Here is a 17086-nt window from a genome sequence, read left to right as displayed (position 1 = left end):
CGACATGCTTGAGGACGTGGCGGGCCACTGCTTCTACGCCGCCTGTGGCCTGACGACCGCCGACCTCGGCCGGATCGCCCGCTGCGCCCCGCTCACGCCGGCCCGCCTGGCCGAAGGTCTCGGGACCGCATGGGTGCGGCGCCACCTGCCGCGGCTCGTCGCCCTCGGCGTGGTCGACTTCGCGCCGGCCGACGAACGGGACGCCCGCGGGGCGGTCGCACCGGCCCCGCAACGGCCAATCCCTTGTTGATCCCCTTCCCATAATGGCCTAACTTGACCCGGTCAACCCGTCGCTGACCGGCCCGGTGCGGCGCCCGCCAGAGCGCGGCCGCGGGGGCCGTTTTTGGCCAACGGTCCGGTTCCTCCCGACGGGGAGCCGAGGGGCCGCCGCCTTCCCGCCAAACCCTGGAGCCTGAACCATGGCCGCAAGGACGCTACAGACCGCCGGCATCACCGGCGTGGGCATGAGTTTTCCCGAGAAACGCCTCACCAACGCCGATCTCGAGAAGATGGTCGAGACCGACGACCAGTGGATCGTCGAGCGCACCGGCATCAAGGAGCGGCGCATCGCCCCCAAGGGCACCGGGGCCTCGGTGCACGGGGCCAAGGCGGCCCAGCAGGCCCTCGCGCACGCCGGCGTCGCGGCCGAGGACGTGGACCTGATCATCGTGCCGACGGTCACGCCGGACATGATCTTCCCGGCCACGGCCTGCATCATCCAGGACATGATCGGGGCGAAGAAGGCCTGGGGCTTCGACCTCGAGGGCGCCTGCAGCGGATTCCTCTTCGCCCTGCAGAACGCGCGGGCCCAGATCGAGGCCGGCCACGCCGAGAAGGTGCTGGTCATCGGCAGCGAGATCATGTCGGCGATCGTCGACTACGAGGACCGCAACACCTGCATCCTGTTCGGCGACGGCGCCGGCGCGGTGGTGGTCGAGCGCATCGATCCGGCGCGGGGCGGCATCCTCGACGCCCAGAACCACGTCGACGGCGTCGGCGTGAAGCACCTGCACCAGAAGGGCGGCGGCAGCCTCAACCCGCCGTCGAGCCAGACCCTCGCCGACCGCATGCACTACGTCTACCAGGAGGGCCGCGACGTCTACAAGTACGCGGTCAAGGGCATGGCCGGCGCCACGGCGGAGATCGTCGAGCGCAACGGCTTCACGGGCGACGACGTGGCGCTCTTCGTGCCGCACCAGGCGAACATCCGCATCATCGAGGCGGCCCAGGCGCGCGTCGGCCTGCGCGACGACCAGGTGGCCATCACCATCGACCGCTTCGGCAACACCACGGCGGCGAGCATCCCGTCGGCCCTGCGGGTCGCCTACGAGGACGGACGGCTGAAGGAGGGCGACCTGGTCGTGCTGTGCGCCTTCGGCGCCGGCTTCACCTGGGGTTCGGCGCTGCTGCGCTGGACCGCGCCCTAGGCACCCCATCTGCGCGGAGCGGAGACTCGACGCCGATGATCACAGTCAACGGATTGACACGCCACTACGGGACGACCGTCGCCCTGCAGGATCTCTCCTTCGAGATCGCGCGGGGCGAAGTCGTCGGTTTCCTCGGTCCCAACGGGGCGGGCAAGTCGACGACCATGAAGATCCTCACCGGCGGGCTCGCGCCCACCGCCGGCACGGCCCGCATCGCCGGCCACGACGTGGTGGCCGACGCCCTGGCGGCGCGGCGCCACGTGGGCTTTATGCCCGAGCACGTGGCGCTCTACACCGACGGCACCGTGGCCGCCTACCTCGACTTCGTGGCCGAGATCAAGGGCGTGGCGGCGACCGACAAGGCCCGGCACCTGGCCGACCTGGTCGAACGCTGCGGCCTGGGCGACGTGCGGGGCAAGCTCGTGGGCGCCCTGAGCCACGGCTACCGCAAGCGGGTCGGCCTGGCCCAGGCCCTCGTCGGCGATCCGGCGGTGCTCATCCTCGACGAGCCCACCAGCGGCCTGGACCCCCACCAGATCGTCGGCATCCGCGAGCTCATCAGGAGCTTCCGCGGCCAGCGGACGGTGCTTCTCAGCAGCCACATCCTGCCCGAGGTGAGCGCCATCTGCGCCCGCGTGCTCATTCTCGACAAGGGGCGCCTGGTGGGCGAGCAGACGGCCGATGGCCTCGCCGGCGCCGACCCCCTGGCGGTGGGCCTGGCGAGCCATACGGTGGTGCTGAACTGGGACGGGCAGCGGGCCGAGGTGGCCGCCTCCCTGGCCCGCGTGGCCGGGGTCGACGAGGTCACCGTGACCGCGACGGGCGCCGAGGTCGTCATCGGCGGCAACCCGGTGGAGATCCGGCCGAAGCTCGTCGAGTCGGTGCTCGCGGCGGGCGGGCTGCTGCAGAACATCCAGGACAAGGGGCCCAGCCTCGAGGACCTCTTCCTCAAGCTCACCGGCGCCGTGCCCGATGCGCCGCCGCCGTCCGGCGACGATGCGGGGGAGGACCGCCCATGAGGCAGCTCCGGGCCATCGTCGGCCGCGAGGTGGGGGCCTTCTTCCACAGCGCCATGGCGCCCGTCGTCCTGACCGGGTTCCTCGTCGCGGTGGGTCTCTTCTTCACGATCTTCATCTACGGCTACAGCGACATGTCGCTGGCGGCGCTGCAGAGCGCGCGCACCGGGAACTACGTGAACGTGGCCGAGGGCATCTTCCGGCCCCTCGTCTCCAATACGGTCTTCTTCCTCATGTTCCTGGTGCCGGCCCTGTCCATGCGGCTCTTCGCGCCCGAGTTCCGCAGCGGCCGCTTCGATCTGCTGGCCAGCTGGCCCGTGCGCGACGGCGTCTGGGTGGCCGGCAAGTGGCTGTCGGGGCTCGTGTCGGTAGGGATCATGCTGCTGTGCGGCGCCGCCTACATCGGGGTGACCTGGTTCCTGGGTTCGCCCGAGCCTGGCCCCGCCGTCGCCGCCCTGCTGGGCGAGCTGCTCTTCGCCGCCATGCTGCTGGGCTGGGGCGTCCTCGCCTCGGCCCTCTTCAGCCACCAGATGGTGGCCTACTTCCTGGCCTTCGTGTGGTCGCTGCTGCTGTTCATCGTCGGGGCGCTCGAGCGCTTCCTGCCGGGGGCGGTGGGCCGCATCGTCGGCGAGCTCTCGTCCCTGACCCACTTCGAGCGCTTCAGCCGCGGCGTCGTCGATTCGCGTGACGTGCTCTACTTCATGCTGATGACCGCGGTGCCCCTGGTCATGGCCGCCACCGTGCTGGCCGGACGCCGGGCGCCCGTCGGCCGCCGCCTGGCCGGCTGGGCGGTTTCCGTCTTCGCGACCGTCATCGCCGTGGCGATCTACCTCATGGCGCTGCTCGCGCCGCAGACCTGGGACCTGACCGGCAACAAGCGCTACAGCCTCGCGCCCCAGACCAACCAGATCCTGGCCGACCTGGGCGGCACCCTGGCGCAGGGCGGCACGGCCGAGGTCGTGCAGGTCTACGCCTTCTACCAGCGTCTCGATCCGGCCCGTGACATCACCGAGGCCCTGCTCAAGGCCTGCGCCCAGCGCTCGCGCCAGTTCCGCTACGAGATCATCGATCCGGAGGTCGACCTCGAGCTGGTGAAGAAGTACAACGTGAACGCGGCGCGCACCGTGGTCGTCGAGGCCGGCGAGCGCTCGACCTCCCTGCTGCAGCCGGAGGAGAGCGCCCTGATCAGCGCCGTCTACCGGCTGGCGTCGGGCAAGCTGGCGCGCATCTGCGTGCTGACCGGACACGGCGAGCACCGCATCGACAGCGACGACCGGGGCGGCTACTCGAACACGGCCCAGCTCCTCTTCGACCAGGGCTACGACGTGCTGCCGCTCTCCCTCGAGGGGCTCGGCGCCGTGCCCGACTTCTGCGACGTGCTGCTGATCGCCGGCCCGCGCCTCGAGCCCGAGGCGGCGGAACTGCGGGTGCTCGAGGACTTCCTCGGCCGGGGCGGCGCGATCATGGCCCTCTTCGATCCCGGCACGCCGGCGGGCTGGGTCGCCTGGATGGCCAGGTGGCGCGTGGGCCTGACCAACGACGTGCTGGTCGACATCGAACGCGTGGGCAACCAGCGCGGCGTAGGCGCGCGCACGATCATCGTCTCCGACGGCTACGGCGACCACCAGGCCGTGCGCAGCCTGCAGGGCGTGCCCACGGTCTTCCCCATGGTGCAGCCCCTCGACCTGGTCGGCGAGGCCGACAGCACCATCGTCGGCGCCATCATCCTCAAGAGCTCGGACAAGACCTGGGCCGAGACCAACCCCGCGCACCGCGTCGCCGGCGATCCCCGCTTCGACCGCGACGTCGACCGCAAGGGCCCCCTGGCCTTCGGCATGCTGATGGAGGTCAGCCTGGGACCCGATCCGGCGCGACCGGGACGCTTCGTGGTGATCGGCAATTCCGAGTTCCTCAACAACGCCACGGTGCGCCTCATGGCGAACAGCGACCTGCTGCTCAACGCCGTCGGCTGGCTGGCCCGCGAGGAGGGCCTGATCAACCTCCGCGGCCGGGACCCCCTGAGCCAGCCCATCGTGCTGGACAAGACGACCAAGGACGTCCTCGGCGTCGGCGCCGTGCTCGGCTGGCCGCTGCTGGTGGGCAGTCTGGCCCTCGGTCTGCGCCTGCGCCACCGCCGCCGCGACGGCGGCGGCACGGGACGGAGCGCCGCATGAAGCGCCTGATCCTGATCCTCGGCGTGGTGGCCCTGGCGGCGGTGGCCGGACTCGTCCTGCTGGGCCGGCGCGACACCGTCGACCTGACCCTCGGTGGGCCGCTCTTCGCCACCGATCCGGACCGGATCGAGGGGGTCCTCGTCACCCGGGGCGGTCTGCAGTACCGCTTCGACCGGCTGCCCGGGGGCACCTGGACCCTCGGCGGCGCCATCGGCGACTACGTGGACCAGACGGCCATGAACGCCCTCGTGGCCGACCTGGTCGCCGCGCGGGCGGGGGCCATCCTGCCCGGCACCGAGCGGGAGGATCGCCGCTACGAGTTCAATGGCCCCGACGCGATCCGGGTGCGGCTCTACCTGGGCGGGGGCGAGGATCTGGGGCTGGCCATCGGCACGGTGAATCCCGTCACCGGCAACTACTACGCCAGCGGCGCCGGCCGCGACCGCTGCTTCCCGGTGGCGGGCGCGGTGCGCGACCGGTTGAACACGCTGCCCGTGTCGGTGCAGGCCCGGACGCTGCTGCCGGCGTTCGCCCGCGCCGACGTCGAGGAGATCGACCTCGTGCGGGGCGAAGCCACCCACCGCTTCGCCCGCGCCGACGGCGCCTGGTGGCTGCGCCTGGACGCGGCGCGTCGCAGCACCTCGCTGGCGGCCATGACGCCGGTGGTGCAGGCCTATCAGGCGGCCTACGCCGACCGCACCCGCCACGCCGACGGGGCGGTCTGGATCATGGCCGACGGCGATCTGCTCGAGCGGCTCATGAGCGAGGTGGGCGAGACGATCGTGCGCGACATCCTGCCGCCGCGCGACGCCGCCCGGCGCCTGGAGGCCTGGCAGCTCGATCCGCCCTGGCGCGTGGTCACCCTGCGCGGCGAGGGCCTGAACCCGGATCCGGGGGCCCCGGTGCGCGACGAGTTCACCCTGGTTTTCGGCCCGCCGGTGGAGATCGACCGGGTGCCGGTGCTGCGTCGCGGCAACGTGCTGCTGACCGACGAGGTCGCCAGCAAGGTGGCGACCGGAGCCCTGTCCGACCTCGTCCTCGACGACGCCGTGACCGAGGTCGTGCGCCATGCCGATCGCCTGCGTTTCTTCCGCGAAGGGCAGCTGCTGCTGGCGGCCGCCCGCACCGGCGCCGCGCTGACCGGCGAGGGACGGCGGGCCTGGCGACTCACCGCATCGGCGCCGGGCACCCCGCCCGCGCGCGACGACCTCGAGGGCGTCGCCCAGGATCTCGTCATCGACCTGAACCGGCAGCCGATCCTGGCGGTGCTGCCGCCGACCGACGACGCCGCGGTGCTCGCGACGGCCGGGCGGGTGCGCGTCGAGGTCGAATGGGACGACGGCCGCTCCAGGGCCTGGGAGGTGGGCCAGCTCGTGCCCGCGCGGCTGCCCGCCGGAGCCGCACCGGTCCGCACGTCCGACGGCGCGCCGGCCGCGGCCCTGTGGGAGCCGGCCACCGGGCGGCTGCTGCAGGTCCCGGCGACCCTGATCGTCACCGCGCGCAACCTCGCGCTCGAGGTGCGGGCACCGGATTCCCCCTGAGCGGGGGCGGGGGACCATGGAACGACTGCGCGCCCTCTCGCCCTGGACCCTCCTGGCCGCGTCGCTCGCCGCCGCCCTCTACCTCAAGCTGGCCTGGGTGGGCGAGGACGCCTACATCGTCTTCCGCTCGGTCGAGCAGCTCTTCGCCGGACACGGCCCCGTCTGGAACCCCCACGAGCGGGTGCAGGTCTTCACGAGCCCGCTCTGGTTCGGCCTGCTCGCCCTGGGCCGCTGCTGCGGCGGCGACCTCTTCGGCATCGCTCTCGGCCTGGGCGCCCTCGCCTGGGCCGGCACCCTGCTCGCCCTGCGGCGGCTGGCCGGCTCGCCGGGGCGTTTCCTGCTCCTGGTGCTCGGTCTCGCCGGTGCCAACGCGGTCCTCGACTACACCGCCTCGGGACTCGAGTCGGGGCTTCTTTACCTGCTTCTGGCCCTGACCGTCCTGGCCGAACGGCGCAGCCGCCTGCCGGGCCCCCGGGGCGGCGCCGCGCTGACCGGACTGGCCCTGGTCGTGGGCCTCGTCCTCGTGACCCGCCTCGATCACGTCTTCCTCGTCGGGCCGCCCTTCGCGGCGGCGCTCTGGCGGCAGCGCCCCTTGGCGGGACGGCGCCTGGCCGGACTGCTCGCCCTGGCCTTCGGGCCGCTGGCGGCCTGGAGCGTCTTCGCCACCATCTGGTACGGCTTCCCCCTGCCCAACACCGCCTACGCCAAGCTCGACACCGGCATCTCCGCCTTCGTCCTCGTCCGGCAGGGCGTGCGCTACGTGCTGCACACGGCGGGCTGGGACGCCCTCGTCGTGGCCGGCCTCGGGGGCTTCGTCTGGTGGGCGCGCCGCGAACGCGGGGAATGGCCGTGGCTGGTCGCGGTGCTCCTGCAACTGGCCTACGTGGTCCGTGTGGGGGGCGATTTCATGCAGGGCCGCTTCCTGGCCGGGATCTTCCTCGTCGCGGCGGCGGTGGCGATCGCGGCGCGGGGCGCCGACCTCGTGCGACGCCGGGCGCTCTGGTCCGGGCTGATCCTCTACGTCGGGTTGTTCCCGTGGACGCCGGTGAACAAGCCGGTGCACGGGGGCTCGTCGCTGATCCGTCTCGGCATCGCCGACGAGCGCGCCGTCTACGCCGATGCGCTTTCGGTGTGGCGCTGGGCGGCGGCGCGGCGGGCGCAGCGCCCCTTCCCCGATCTGGTCTGGCGCGAAGAGGGGGAGGCCCTGCGCGGCGGTTCGGGCGGACCGGTCGTGGCGCCGAACATCGGCGTGCTCGGCTGGGCGGCGGGCCCGGACCCGCTCATCATCGACCCCCTGGCCCTGTCGGATCCCTTCCTGGCCCGCCTGCCGTGCGATCCCGCCTGGCGCATCGGCCACTTCCCGCGCCCGGTGCCGCCGGCCTACCTGGCGTCCCTGGCCGCGGGGGCGCCGGTGGTCCTGGACGACCCGGACCGCCAGGCCCTCGCCCGCGACATCGCGTTGATCACCCGCGGCGACGACCTCTTCGCGGCCGAGCGCTGGCGCGCGATCCTGCGGCGCAACCCCTGAGCTGCGGCCGCGCCGCGAAAAGGAAGGCCCACCCGCGGGGGGTGGGCCTTCGTCTGCCGCGGCCGCGTTGGAGCGCCGGACTACATGTCGGGTCGGGCCCGCACCGAGCCGAGGCTCTGGGCGTAGGCGTCGCGGTCCCACGCGGGCGGCGACCACACGTGCACCGGGCCGAGGGCCACCGACTCGCCGACCGGGATCCCGTCGAGGGCCTCGCGGTACTGGACGGACAGGGCGGCGAATCGTTCGGCGAGTTCGGCCGGCACCGGCGCCGCCGCGGGGAGCTTCAGCGTGCGCGGGTTGACGAACTTGCCGTTGCGCTTGACGCGGTAGTCGAGGTGGGGGCCGGTGGCGTAGCCGGTGGCGCCCACGTAGCCGATGATCTGGCCCTGATTCACCCGCGTTCCCTGCCGGACGCCCTTGGCGAAGCCCGACAGGTGCAGGTAGAAGGTCTCGTACTCGCTGTTGGTGTGCCGCACGCGGATGTAGCGGCCATTGCCCTTCTTGCTGGTCGCCTCGACCACGACCCCGTCGCCGCCGGCGCGCACGGGCGTGCCGAGGGGCGCGGCGTAGTCGACGCCGAGGTGCGGCATCCACTTCTTGAGCACCGGATGGAAACGCCGGTTGGTGAAGCCGTCGCTGATGCGCGAGTAGTTCAGCGGGGCGCGCAGCAGCTGCTTCTGCATGTTGCGGCCGTCGGCGTCGTAGTAGTGGGGGTGGTCGCCCTCGGTGAAGAGGAAGGCCGTGTGGGGCTTGCCCTTGTTCACGATCTCGAGGGCCTTGATCTCGCCCGTCCGCACCAGCGCGCCGTCCTTCCACAACTCCTCGTACACGACCCGGAAGGTGTCGCCCTGACGCAGGTCGCGCTTGAAGTCGATGTCCCAGCCCATGATGTCGCTCATCTTGGGGGCCAGGGAGAGCGGTGCGTCGATGGCCTGCAGGCTGGCGTAGAGACTCTCGTCGATGCGCCCGCTGACGCCCTTGAGGATGCGCTCGACCGGATAGGTCCCGTCGACCCGCGCGTAGGTGTCGCCGTCGCGCGTCCACGTCACGTGGCTCTCGAGGTCGAGGTCGTAGCCGAGCGATTCGAGGCCGCCGTCGGCCGTGGTCTCGATGCGGAAGGTCTCCCCGGCGCGGACCTTGCGCAGGTCGCGGAATTCGCGACTCACCTCGACGATGGTCATGATGTCGTCGTGGGCGACGCCGCGGGCGGCGAGAGCCTCGTAGAAGGTCTGGTTGCGGCCGATGGTCATCTCGACCGGGCCGATCTCCGGACGGAAGACGGGTCCGAGTTCGTTGGTCGGCAGGTATTCGTCCGTGCGGCGGACGCTGCTGCCGTCCCGGGTCAGCGGGAGGTCGCCGGACCCGGCGAGACTGCGGGTGATGGGCGCCTCGGCCGGCCCGCCGCGGCCATCCTCGGCCAGGGGCGACTCGCCGCGGGGCGTCAGCAGCGCCACGCCGACCGCGACCAGCACCAGTCCCGTCACCGCCGTCGCGGGCACCAGCCACCGGGTACCGCCGCGGGGGGGCCGGATCTTGCTCTGCGCCGCCTGCGGCGTCGCCTCCATGGGATCGGGAGTGTTCAGGGGATCGCCCTTTCTGTGCGGCGACGGGGGATGGGATCTCCTATCCGCGCCAAAATGCGACACATAGCCGTCGAGAGGCAAGAGCTTTCTGATGCGATCTCCGCAGATGCCGGTGTCACTCGACCCTCCCGGCGTGGTATCATTGAGCAGGCCCACGCCGCGAACCATTGCGGATTGCCCGATCGGGGAACTATTTTTTGATAGTTCGTTATCCCCTGGTGGGCATTCCGAAAGATATCGGAGGTAAAACGTTGTCTGGACCTACCTGTTGCAACTGCCGTGCCGGGTTCTTCCTCGTCATCCTGTTGGGCGTCCTGACCGGGGGCGTAGTTCCCGCCTACGGCCAGAGCTACTGGTTCGATCCCTTCGGCGTCACCGGCGACAATTTCGGCCAGTCGGCCACCGCCGTGCCCGACATCAACGGCGACGGCTACGACGAGTTCCTGATCGGTGTGGCCAACAGCGACACCACCGGTCTGAACGCCGGCCAGGCCTTCTTCTGGTTCGGCGGGCCCCACGTGCTGCGCGCGCCGGACCGCATCTGGAACGGCAACTCGCCCGCCGAGTTCGGCTTCGCCGTGGCCGCGATCGGCGATGTCAACGGCGGCGGCCGCCCCGACTTCGCCATCGGCGCCCCCCGCTCGAACGCCGGCGGCGCCGGTTCGGGCCGGGTGTTCGTTTTCTACGGCGAGTCCGGACCGGGGACCTCGCCCGACGCGATCATCGACGGCGCCACCGGCGGCGACAACTTCGGCTTCAGCATCAGCAAGGCCGGCGACTTCGACGGCGACAACCGCGACGACTTCATCGTCGGCGCTCCCTACAGCGACCTGACGGGCATCGACGCCGGCGCGGCCTACATCATCTACGGTCGCAGCGGCGGCATCAGCACCGACCTGGCCGACGCCACGGTGCTGACCGGCGAGATCGCCGACGACTATTTCGGCTGGTCGGTGAGCGACGCCGGCGACTTCCTCGGCGCCGACGACTGCGTGGCCGTGGGCGCCCCCGGGAACAACACCCATGGCGGCCTCAACGCCGGCGCGGTTTACGTGTACGAGGGCGACGCCACGCCCGACGCGGGCGTCGACTGGGTGGCCGGCATCAGCGCGGCGTCCAAGGCCGGCGCGGCCTTCGGCACCTGCGTGCGCAACGGCGGCAACCTCGACGGCGACGCCTACGACGACCTCGTGGTGGGGGCGCCCCGCTGCAGCGAGGCCGGCTCGGAAGCCGGTCGCGTCGAGATCTTCTACGGCGATCCGACGCCGGGCACCACCGCCGACCACGCCATCAACGGCCAGAATGCCGGCGGCCATTTCGGTGCCTGCCTCGACCGCATCGGCGACTACAGCGGCACCAGCCGCGACGACCTGATCATCGGCGCCCCCCTGGTGAGCCTCGACGCCAGCGAGGCCGGACGCGCCTACATCTACGAGGGCGGCTCCGGGGCCACGGGTTCCAGCAGCCTGGCGACGTTGACCAACCCGGGCATCAACCCCGGCAACTCGGCCGGCGACCACTTCGGCGCCTGGGTGACCGGCGCCGGCGACTTCGACGGGGACGGCCTGCCCGACTTCGCCGTGTGCGCGCCGGCCGGCAACATCGGTTCGAGCAACGCGCCCGCCGGCTTCGTCTTCCTCGAGCATTCGACCGACGACCTGTGGCCGGTGCCCGCCCTGCTGCGCAACTGGAAGGCCGCCTGGCGCGACGCCGACGTCGTGCGCCTGGAATTCGACCTCGCGGTGGCCCCGGATCGCCTCGTGGGGATCGATCTGGTCCGGCGCACCGGCGCCGGTGACGAGACGGTGTGGCAGGGGGCCGCCCTGGCCGGCGATGCGGGCGCGGTGGGGGTGCTCTACCGCACCGGCACCGGCTACGTGTACCGCGACGCCCCGGGCGCCGCCGACGCCCCGGGCTACGGGCTCGTGGCCCGCACCGACGACGGCCAGGAATTCCGGCTCGCGGCCCCGGCCGGTCCGGGCGCGCGGCCCGCGGTGTCCCCGGTGGCCCTGGCCCTGCAGCCGGCCTGGCCGAATCCGGCCAATCCGGCGGTGCAGATCCGCTTCCGCGCCCCCGTCGACCGGACCGCGGCGGTGCAGATCGTCGACGTGCGCGGTCACGTCGTGCGCCGCCTGCACGCCGCGGCGGGCACGGGCGCCTGGCAGGAACTCACCTGGCGCGGCGACACCGACGACGGCCGGGCCGCCCCGTCGGGCGTCTATCTGATCCGGGTCAGCGACGGCGTCGAACGCCGGACCGCGCGCGTGGTCCTGGCCCGATGACCGCCCCGGGCCGGGTCGAGCTGCACACGCATCTCGAAGGCTCGGTCACGCCCCGGCGCCTGATCGCCCTGGCGGAGAAGTACGGCCATCCCGAACTCCCGGCCGCCTGTCTCGACGACAGCGGTCGGGAGTTCGCGTTCCGGGGCTTCGCCGGATTTCTCGATCTGTACAAGACGGCCACGAGCGTCATGCGCGACGCGGCGGATTTCCACGCCCTGGCCCTCGACCTGGGCGCGCAGCTGGCCGCCGACGACGTCGTCTACGCCGAAGTGAGCGTGTCCTACGGCGTGCTGCTGATCCGGGAACGCGATCCCCTGCCCATCCAGACCGCCCTGCACGAGGCCGCCTGCGAGGTGGAGGAGACCCATGGCGTGCGCCTGCGCTGGCTGCCCGACGCGGTGCGCCAGCTCGACCGCAAGCTGGCCTGGCGGGCGTGGGAGAAAGCCGGACAGGCCGGACGCGCCCTCGGGGTGGTGGGCTTCGGCCTCGGCGGCGACGAGGCGGCCGGCCCCGCCGGCGACTTCGCCGCCCTCTTCGCCGAGGTGAAGGCCGAAGGCCTGGGGGTGTCGATCCACGCGGGCGAACTGCCGGCCATGGGGCCGCGGGCCCTCGATTCGATCCGGCAGGCCATCGACCTGTGCGGCGCCGATCGCATCGGACACGGCCTGGCCGCCGCCCGCCGCCCCGACCTGCTGGCGGAGCTGGCGGAGCGGGGGATCTTCGTCGAACTCTGTCCCGGCTCGAATGTCCTGACCGGCGGCGTCGAGCGCTTCGCCGACTTCCCCCTCGCGGCGTTCCTCGCCGCCGGCGTGCCCTGCGCCCTGAACACGGACGACCGCACCCTGTTCGGCCTGACCCTCGCCGGCGAGTACGGCCGGGCCGCCGCGGAGCTCGGCCTCACGCCGGAGCAGGCGACCCGCATGCGGCGGGCGGCCGCCCGGGCCGCCTTCGACCCTCCCGTCCCGGGCGCCTGAGCCCGTTTCCGGGCTGCGGATGGTCATTACGGACGAATCCGGTCCCTATTTTCCGTTGTCCCGATGTTCCGATTGTGCAAAAATGGGGCGGTCGTTTCGTCCCTGTGGCCACCGGGATCCGGGAGGGTGCCCATGAAAACGCAGTCCAGAATCATGCTCGCCATCGTGCTGGCGCTCGCCGCCGGGGTCCTCGTCCAGCCGGCCTTCGCCGTCGGGGAACGCCCTGTCTTTGCCATGCCGACCTCGTTCCAGGGGCCGTCCGACATGCTGCGCCCGGTGGAGGTGATCGCCGGCACGCCGCGCGACGTCGGCACCGTCCGGCGCGCCGCGGACGATCCCCGCGACGGCACCCGCCCGGGCGGCGACCGGGTCCGCGAGTTCGACGCGCAGGAGAAGCGCTACGTCGCCAACGCGCTCAAGTCCCTGGGCGACATCGGCGGCGACGACGTGCTCTTCGCCGACCACCCCTCGGACTACATGTGGAGCGGCGACCTCGCCATCGCCGAGAACGGCGACATCTACTACGCCTACACGGGCGACTCGAGCACCGTCACCTGGGCCGAACACGTGGTGATCCTGCGCTCGACCGACGGCGGCACCACCTTCTCGCCGTGGGGGCAGATCGGCGACGACTCGGGCAGCAACTTCGCCCGCCTCGTGAAGCTGCTCATCGTCGAGGGCACCGTGAGCCGTCTCTATGTCCAGTACATGGTGCCCGGTTTCGACCAGCTGGTCGCCTACTCCCAGCTGGGCCTGGCCTCGGCATCCTGGACCACGCGGACCGTCTTCCAGTCCGCGGGCGTCAGCTTCATCTCGGGCGCCATGACCAGCGACGTCGTCAGCTTCGACGGGTTCTACCTGTACGCCGTGGCCAGCGGGCTCGACGGCAACGGCGACGACATCTGGTACGCCCGCTCCACCGACTACGGCAGCACCTGGTCGGCGCCCTACCGCATCGCGTCCCTGACCCACGACGGCGACGCCATGTACTACGGCCCCAAGGTCGAGTACGGCTTCGGCGGCGCCGTCCACGTGGCCTGGACCTACACCGGTCGGCTCAGCGCCACCCACGACGACGGCGTCCGCTACCGCCGGGCCCTGAACTACGGCAGCGCGGACACGGACTGGGACTTCAGCATCTGGGCCCTCAAGTTCACCACCGACGGGATCGACCAGGACTGCCTGGACCTGGCGGCATCGACCACGGACAGCACGGTCGCCATCGTCCACGGCGAGGGCGGCTTCGGCGGCGCCCTCGACCCGCACATCCTGTGGACCACCACCGCGGGCCGGGACTGGAACGGCTACGGCTTCCAGGATCTGCCGTGGGATTTCCGCGCCAACGTCGAGATCGACCACGGGACATCGACTCTCGTCGGCTCCGGCTTCGCCTTCGACGGCGGCAACGAGAACATCGTGCTCTCGCGGTCCTCGCTGTTCACGCTGCACACCTGGTCGCCGCCGGAACGCTTCAACGACACCGACGTGACCAGCCTCATCTACGAGGACCTCGCGCTCGACCCCTCCCGGGGCCATCAGGCCGCCGTCGTGTTCGCCGAAGCCTACTTCGGGGGCGAGCCGACCCGGCTCTTCGACGCCGAGTGGCGCGGCGGTCCGGGCTACCCCGACGACGAGACGGGCTTCCCGGTCGACCTGCCGGCCCCGCCGAACTCCCCGCCGGCCATCGTGAACATCGACTACGACCCGTACGGCGAGATCGTCTTCGGCACCGCCGACGACATGATCCAGGTGTACTCGCACACGGGCACCATTCCCGGCGGCTGGCCCCAGCACGTGCCCAACCTCACGCCGGGCGCGCCGATCGCCGTGGGCCAGCTCGACCTCGGTCCGCTGCAGTACATCGTCGCCGGCACCACCGACGGGAAGGTCTACGCCTACGACCTGAACAGCCTCCTGATGCCGGGCTTCCCCGTCGACCTGGGGACCGGCGCGGCCACCTACGTGTCCATCGGGAATTTCGGTGGGCCCTATCCGCACCTGATCGTCGCCTGCAGCGGCGACCACATGTTCTACATCAACTACCGCGGCGAGATCGACACCTGGGTGAAGGAGTTCACCGGACCCATCACGCACCCGGCGGCGATCGGCGACGTGGACGGCGACGGCGTCACCGAGACCGTGACCCTGATGGGCCCGAGCGCCGGGACGGGCTGGTCCTATCTCCACGTGATGGAGAAGAACCAGTCGGGACCCGACTACTACCGGCCGTTCTACACCGAGTCGTGGAGCGACGCGCCGACGCTGTTCGACCTCGACGGCGACGGCGACCTCGAGATCGCGGCCCCGACCAACCAGGGCCTGCTCTACGTCATGCACCACGACGGCACCGACGTGACGGGCTTCCCGTTCGACAACGGCACGGGCGTGCCCCTGACCAGCGCGGTGGCGGCCAACAACCTCGGCAACTCCCCGCCCGAGCTCGCCTTCGCGTCGCGGGACTACCGGGTGCACCTGCTCTGGGCCAGCGGCGTCCAGCAGTCCGGCTATCCGGCCGCCACGTCGGTGGGCTGGTGGAACTACGCCGCGCCGATCCTCGACAAGACGAGCTACGCCTGGGCCAGCGTCGTCATCGGGTCGCGCGGCTTCCGGGCCTGGTCGTTCGACAACTTCGGCACCCTGGCCGAGGGCTGGCCGAAGCCGCTGGCGGGCCAGTGCGAGCTCAGCCCCGCCGCGGGCGACATCGACCTCGACGGCAACAACGAGGTCGTCTTCCTCGACCAGACGCAGCTCGTCGTGGTGGACATGGGCCACCCCGGCGACCTGGACGGGAGCCGGAAGTGGCCCATGTACGGCTACGACCCGCAGCGGACCGGCTGCGCCAACTGCCTCGAGGACCTCGCCTCGGCGGCCCCGGAACCGGGCGTGACCCGCGTCAGCTTCGCGCCGCCCTCGCCGAACCCGGCCAGCGGCCCCACGCTGTTCCGCTACGAGATCCCGTCGCACGCCACGGTGAATCTCGAGGTGTTCGACGTCCGGGGCTACCGCGTGCGCCGGGTGCACCGCAGCGAGGAGAACGCCGGTCCGCACGTCGTCACCTTCGACGGCCGCGACCAGCAGGGGCGCGAGCTGGCCGCCGGACAGTACTTCGCGCGGCTGACGGTGCGGGGACCGGGGATCGACCGCCAGCTGACGCGGAAGCTGACGCTGCTGCGGTAGGGGATCCGGCCAGGCTTCGGCCCGGGAACGGGACGAACGGAAGGGGCCCGGTCCGCACCGGGCCCCTTTGGCATCTGTCGCGAAGCGGCGCGACCCTAGCAGGCTGTTGAAAAACTCCTCCCGGCACGCGGTACGCCTGGCCAAGCCGATCTCCGCGTTGCGATCCCTTGCCGTAGCTACGGCTACGGCGGCGGAATCGCGCCTTGATCTCGGCCCGGCCAGGCGCACCGGGTACCAGAATGAGTTTCTAATCAGCCTGCTAGCGGAACAGCGACTTGACGCTTCCCCAGCTCTCGGACTCGACGGCCACGGGCGAAAGCGCCTGGATCTCGACCACCAGGTCCTGGAAGTCGTTGTCCGTCGCCGACCACTGGTAGTTCGGCGTGATCGGTCCGCCGTAGTCGAGGTCTTCCCAGGCGAGGACGAAGGTCGGCACGCCTCCCTTGAGGGCCGTGATGTTGTAGACCAGGCACTGGGGGTCGCCGTCGAACGGGGCGTGCGGCGAGCCGGAGCCGTCGGGACCGAGGTCGTTGTAGAAGCGGTTGGTGAAGAAGAGCTCGGGTTCGGGGGCGTTGGCGCCGCCGTCCTGGGTGCCGTTCGGATTGAGGTAGAATCCGAAACTCGTCAGACCCCCGGGGAAGGTGACGAGCGTGGCGGCCCCTTCGCCCATGGCGCCGGTGAAGACGACGCCGTCGTCGATGCCGTCGATCACGGGCGGACCGCCCAGGGTCTCGGCGTACCAGCCGAGGGTGTTGCGGGGCGAGAAGCCGGCGATCTCCCGGACGATAAGTCCGTCGATGGCGAAGTCCTGCCAGTAGGCGGGATCACCGTCGCCGGGGAGATAGCCTTCGTAGCCGGTGGCGGCGTCGATGGCGCCGGGGCCGTATTCGGCGTCCAGGACGTCCTGCAGGGAAACGTTGTCCCAGGACGTTCCCCAGGTCACGGGGAAGGCGGACGCAAAGGCAGGGACCAGAGCGAGGGCGAGTAGGGCGAAAAGCTTGAGCTGTCTTGGCATCGCTCAAACCTCCTGTGCTGCGGGATCAAGCATGTCGTGAGGCGGCTCCCAGCATATCACAAATAAGAGTACGAAAGTTGTCCGATTTGCTGCCCCGCAACCCCTTGCAGGGTCATGAAATCCGCGCAACTGAAACGGGGTCGGTGGAATCGCGGATCCCGCTGGTCCGGGGAGCGGAGAGCGGAGCCACGGGAACCGGTCTCTCGGCGCGACGGGTGCATTTGCCGTCGCGGCCGCATGTGGTATCGTTCGCAGTCTCCAGGGGCCGGGCATCCCGCCGGGACGGCGGCAGCAGGGGTGTCGTGGCCGCCGCGCCGGCGACTCCCCGGATCGAACGCGAGAGGTGGACCACGATGACGACCATGCCCC

At 71.4% G+C, this 17086-nt stretch carries 11 protein-coding genes; 9 read left to right on the top strand and 2 right to left on the bottom strand.

Translation table 11 applies throughout. The features are described 5' to 3' along the window. The 6 genes from KDM41_12935 to KDM41_12910 form a co-directional block, all read left to right on the top strand. Window positions 1-250 (top strand): hypothetical protein (locus KDM41_12935; GenBank protein MCB1184334.1); only part of this gene is annotated, 250 nt, incomplete at its 5' end. Between the two features lie 169 nt (window positions 251-419). Beyond that, the gene (locus KDM41_12930; GenBank protein ID MCB1184333.1) at window positions 420-1427 is read left to right on the top strand and encodes a ketoacyl-ACP synthase III; all 1008 of its coding nucleotides are present in this window, start codon (window positions 420-422) and stop codon (window positions 1425-1427) included. 35 nt (window positions 1428-1462) lie between these two features. Beyond that, window positions 1463-2446, top strand: coding sequence for an ATP-binding cassette domain-containing protein (locus KDM41_12925; protein ID MCB1184332.1), 984 nt, complete (start codon window positions 1463-1465; stop codon window positions 2444-2446). Beyond that, window positions 2443-4617, top strand: coding sequence for a Gldg family protein (locus tag KDM41_12920; GenBank protein ID MCB1184331.1), 2175 nt, complete (start codon window positions 2443-2445; stop codon window positions 4615-4617). Before KDM41_12925 ends, KDM41_12920 begins: the two co-directional genes overlap by 4 nt. After that, complete coding sequence (locus KDM41_12915; GenBank protein MCB1184330.1) at window positions 4614-6158, top strand: DUF4340 domain-containing protein; 1545 nt, start codon at window positions 4614-4616, stop codon at window positions 6156-6158. Before KDM41_12920 ends, KDM41_12915 begins: the two co-directional genes overlap by 4 nt. A gap of 16 nt (window positions 6159-6174) precedes the next feature. Then, window positions 6175-7686: a hypothetical protein gene (locus KDM41_12910; protein MCB1184329.1), complete on the top strand. Its 1512-nt coding sequence runs from the start codon at window positions 6175-6177 to the stop codon at window positions 7684-7686. 80 nt (window positions 7687-7766) lie between these two features. Here KDM41_12910 and KDM41_12905 read toward each other — a convergent pair whose 3' ends face one another. Then, window positions 7767-9251 (bottom strand): peptidoglycan DD-metalloendopeptidase family protein, encoded by a 1485-nt coding sequence (locus tag KDM41_12905; GenBank protein MCB1184328.1) that lies wholly within the window; start codon window positions 9249-9251, stop codon window positions 7767-7769. Window positions 9252-9520: 269 nt separating this feature from the next. Between KDM41_12905 and KDM41_12900 the strand changes: the two genes are divergently transcribed. From KDM41_12900 to KDM41_12890, 3 genes are all read left to right on the top strand, one after another. Next, window positions 9521-11551, top strand: coding sequence for an FG-GAP repeat protein (locus KDM41_12900; protein MCB1184327.1), 2031 nt, complete (start codon window positions 9521-9523; stop codon window positions 11549-11551). After that, window positions 11548-12525, top strand: coding sequence for an adenosine deaminase (add, locus tag KDM41_12895; GenBank protein ID MCB1184326.1), 978 nt, complete (start codon window positions 11548-11550; stop codon window positions 12523-12525). The genes KDM41_12900 and add overlap by 4 nt, the downstream gene beginning before the upstream one ends. A 132-nt stretch (window positions 12526-12657) precedes the next feature. Then, entirely contained in the window at window positions 12658-15702 is a 3045-nt protein-coding gene (locus KDM41_12890) for a hypothetical protein (protein ID MCB1184325.1), read from the top strand. 259 nt (window positions 15703-15961) lie between these two features. Here KDM41_12890 and KDM41_12885 read toward each other — a convergent pair whose 3' ends face one another. Then, complete coding sequence (locus KDM41_12885) at window positions 15962-16717, bottom strand: DUF4114 domain-containing protein (GenBank protein MCB1184324.1); 756 nt, start codon at window positions 16715-16717, stop codon at window positions 15962-15964. Between the last annotated feature and the right edge of the window lie 369 nt (window positions 16718-17086).

The sequence above is a fragment of the bacterium genome, assembly GCA_020440705.1.
Lineage (GTDB): Bacteria > Krumholzibacteriota > Krumholzibacteriia > LZORAL124-64-63 > LZORAL124-64-63 > JAGRNP01.
Note: the sequence above shows the minus strand (reverse complement) of the source record. Positions and strands in the feature narration are given on the sequence as shown.

What these genes read in the sequence shown, in the direction of transcription:
- KDM41_12930 (MCB1184333.1), top strand. Translation starts at nt 420, where the DNA reads ATGGCCGCAAGGACGCTACAGACCGCCGGCATCACCGGCGTGGGCATG.
- KDM41_12925 (MCB1184332.1), top strand. Translation starts at nt 1,463, where the DNA reads ATGATCACAGTCAACGGATTGACACGCCACTACGGGACGACCGTCGCC.
- KDM41_12920 (MCB1184331.1), top strand. Translation starts at nt 2,443, where the DNA reads ATGAGGCAGCTCCGGGCCATCGTCGGCCGCGAGGTGGGGGCCTTCTTC.
- KDM41_12915 (MCB1184330.1), top strand. Translation starts at nt 4,614, where the DNA reads ATGAAGCGCCTGATCCTGATCCTCGGCGTGGTGGCCCTGGCGGCGGTG.
- KDM41_12910 (MCB1184329.1), top strand. Translation starts at nt 6,175, where the DNA reads ATGGAACGACTGCGCGCCCTCTCGCCCTGGACCCTCCTGGCCGCGTCG.
- KDM41_12905 (MCB1184328.1), bottom strand. Translation starts at nt 9,251, where the DNA reads ATGGAGGCGACGCCGCAGGCGGCGCAGAGCAAGATCCGGCCCCCCCGC.
- add (MCB1184326.1), top strand. Translation starts at nt 11,548, where the DNA reads ATGACCGCCCCGGGCCGGGTCGAGCTGCACACGCATCTCGAAGGCTCG.
- KDM41_12890 (MCB1184325.1), top strand. Translation starts at nt 12,658, where the DNA reads ATGAAAACGCAGTCCAGAATCATGCTCGCCATCGTGCTGGCGCTCGCC.
- KDM41_12885 (MCB1184324.1), bottom strand. Translation starts at nt 16,717, where the DNA reads ATGCCAAGACAGCTCAAGCTTTTCGCCCTACTCGCCCTCGCTCTGGTC.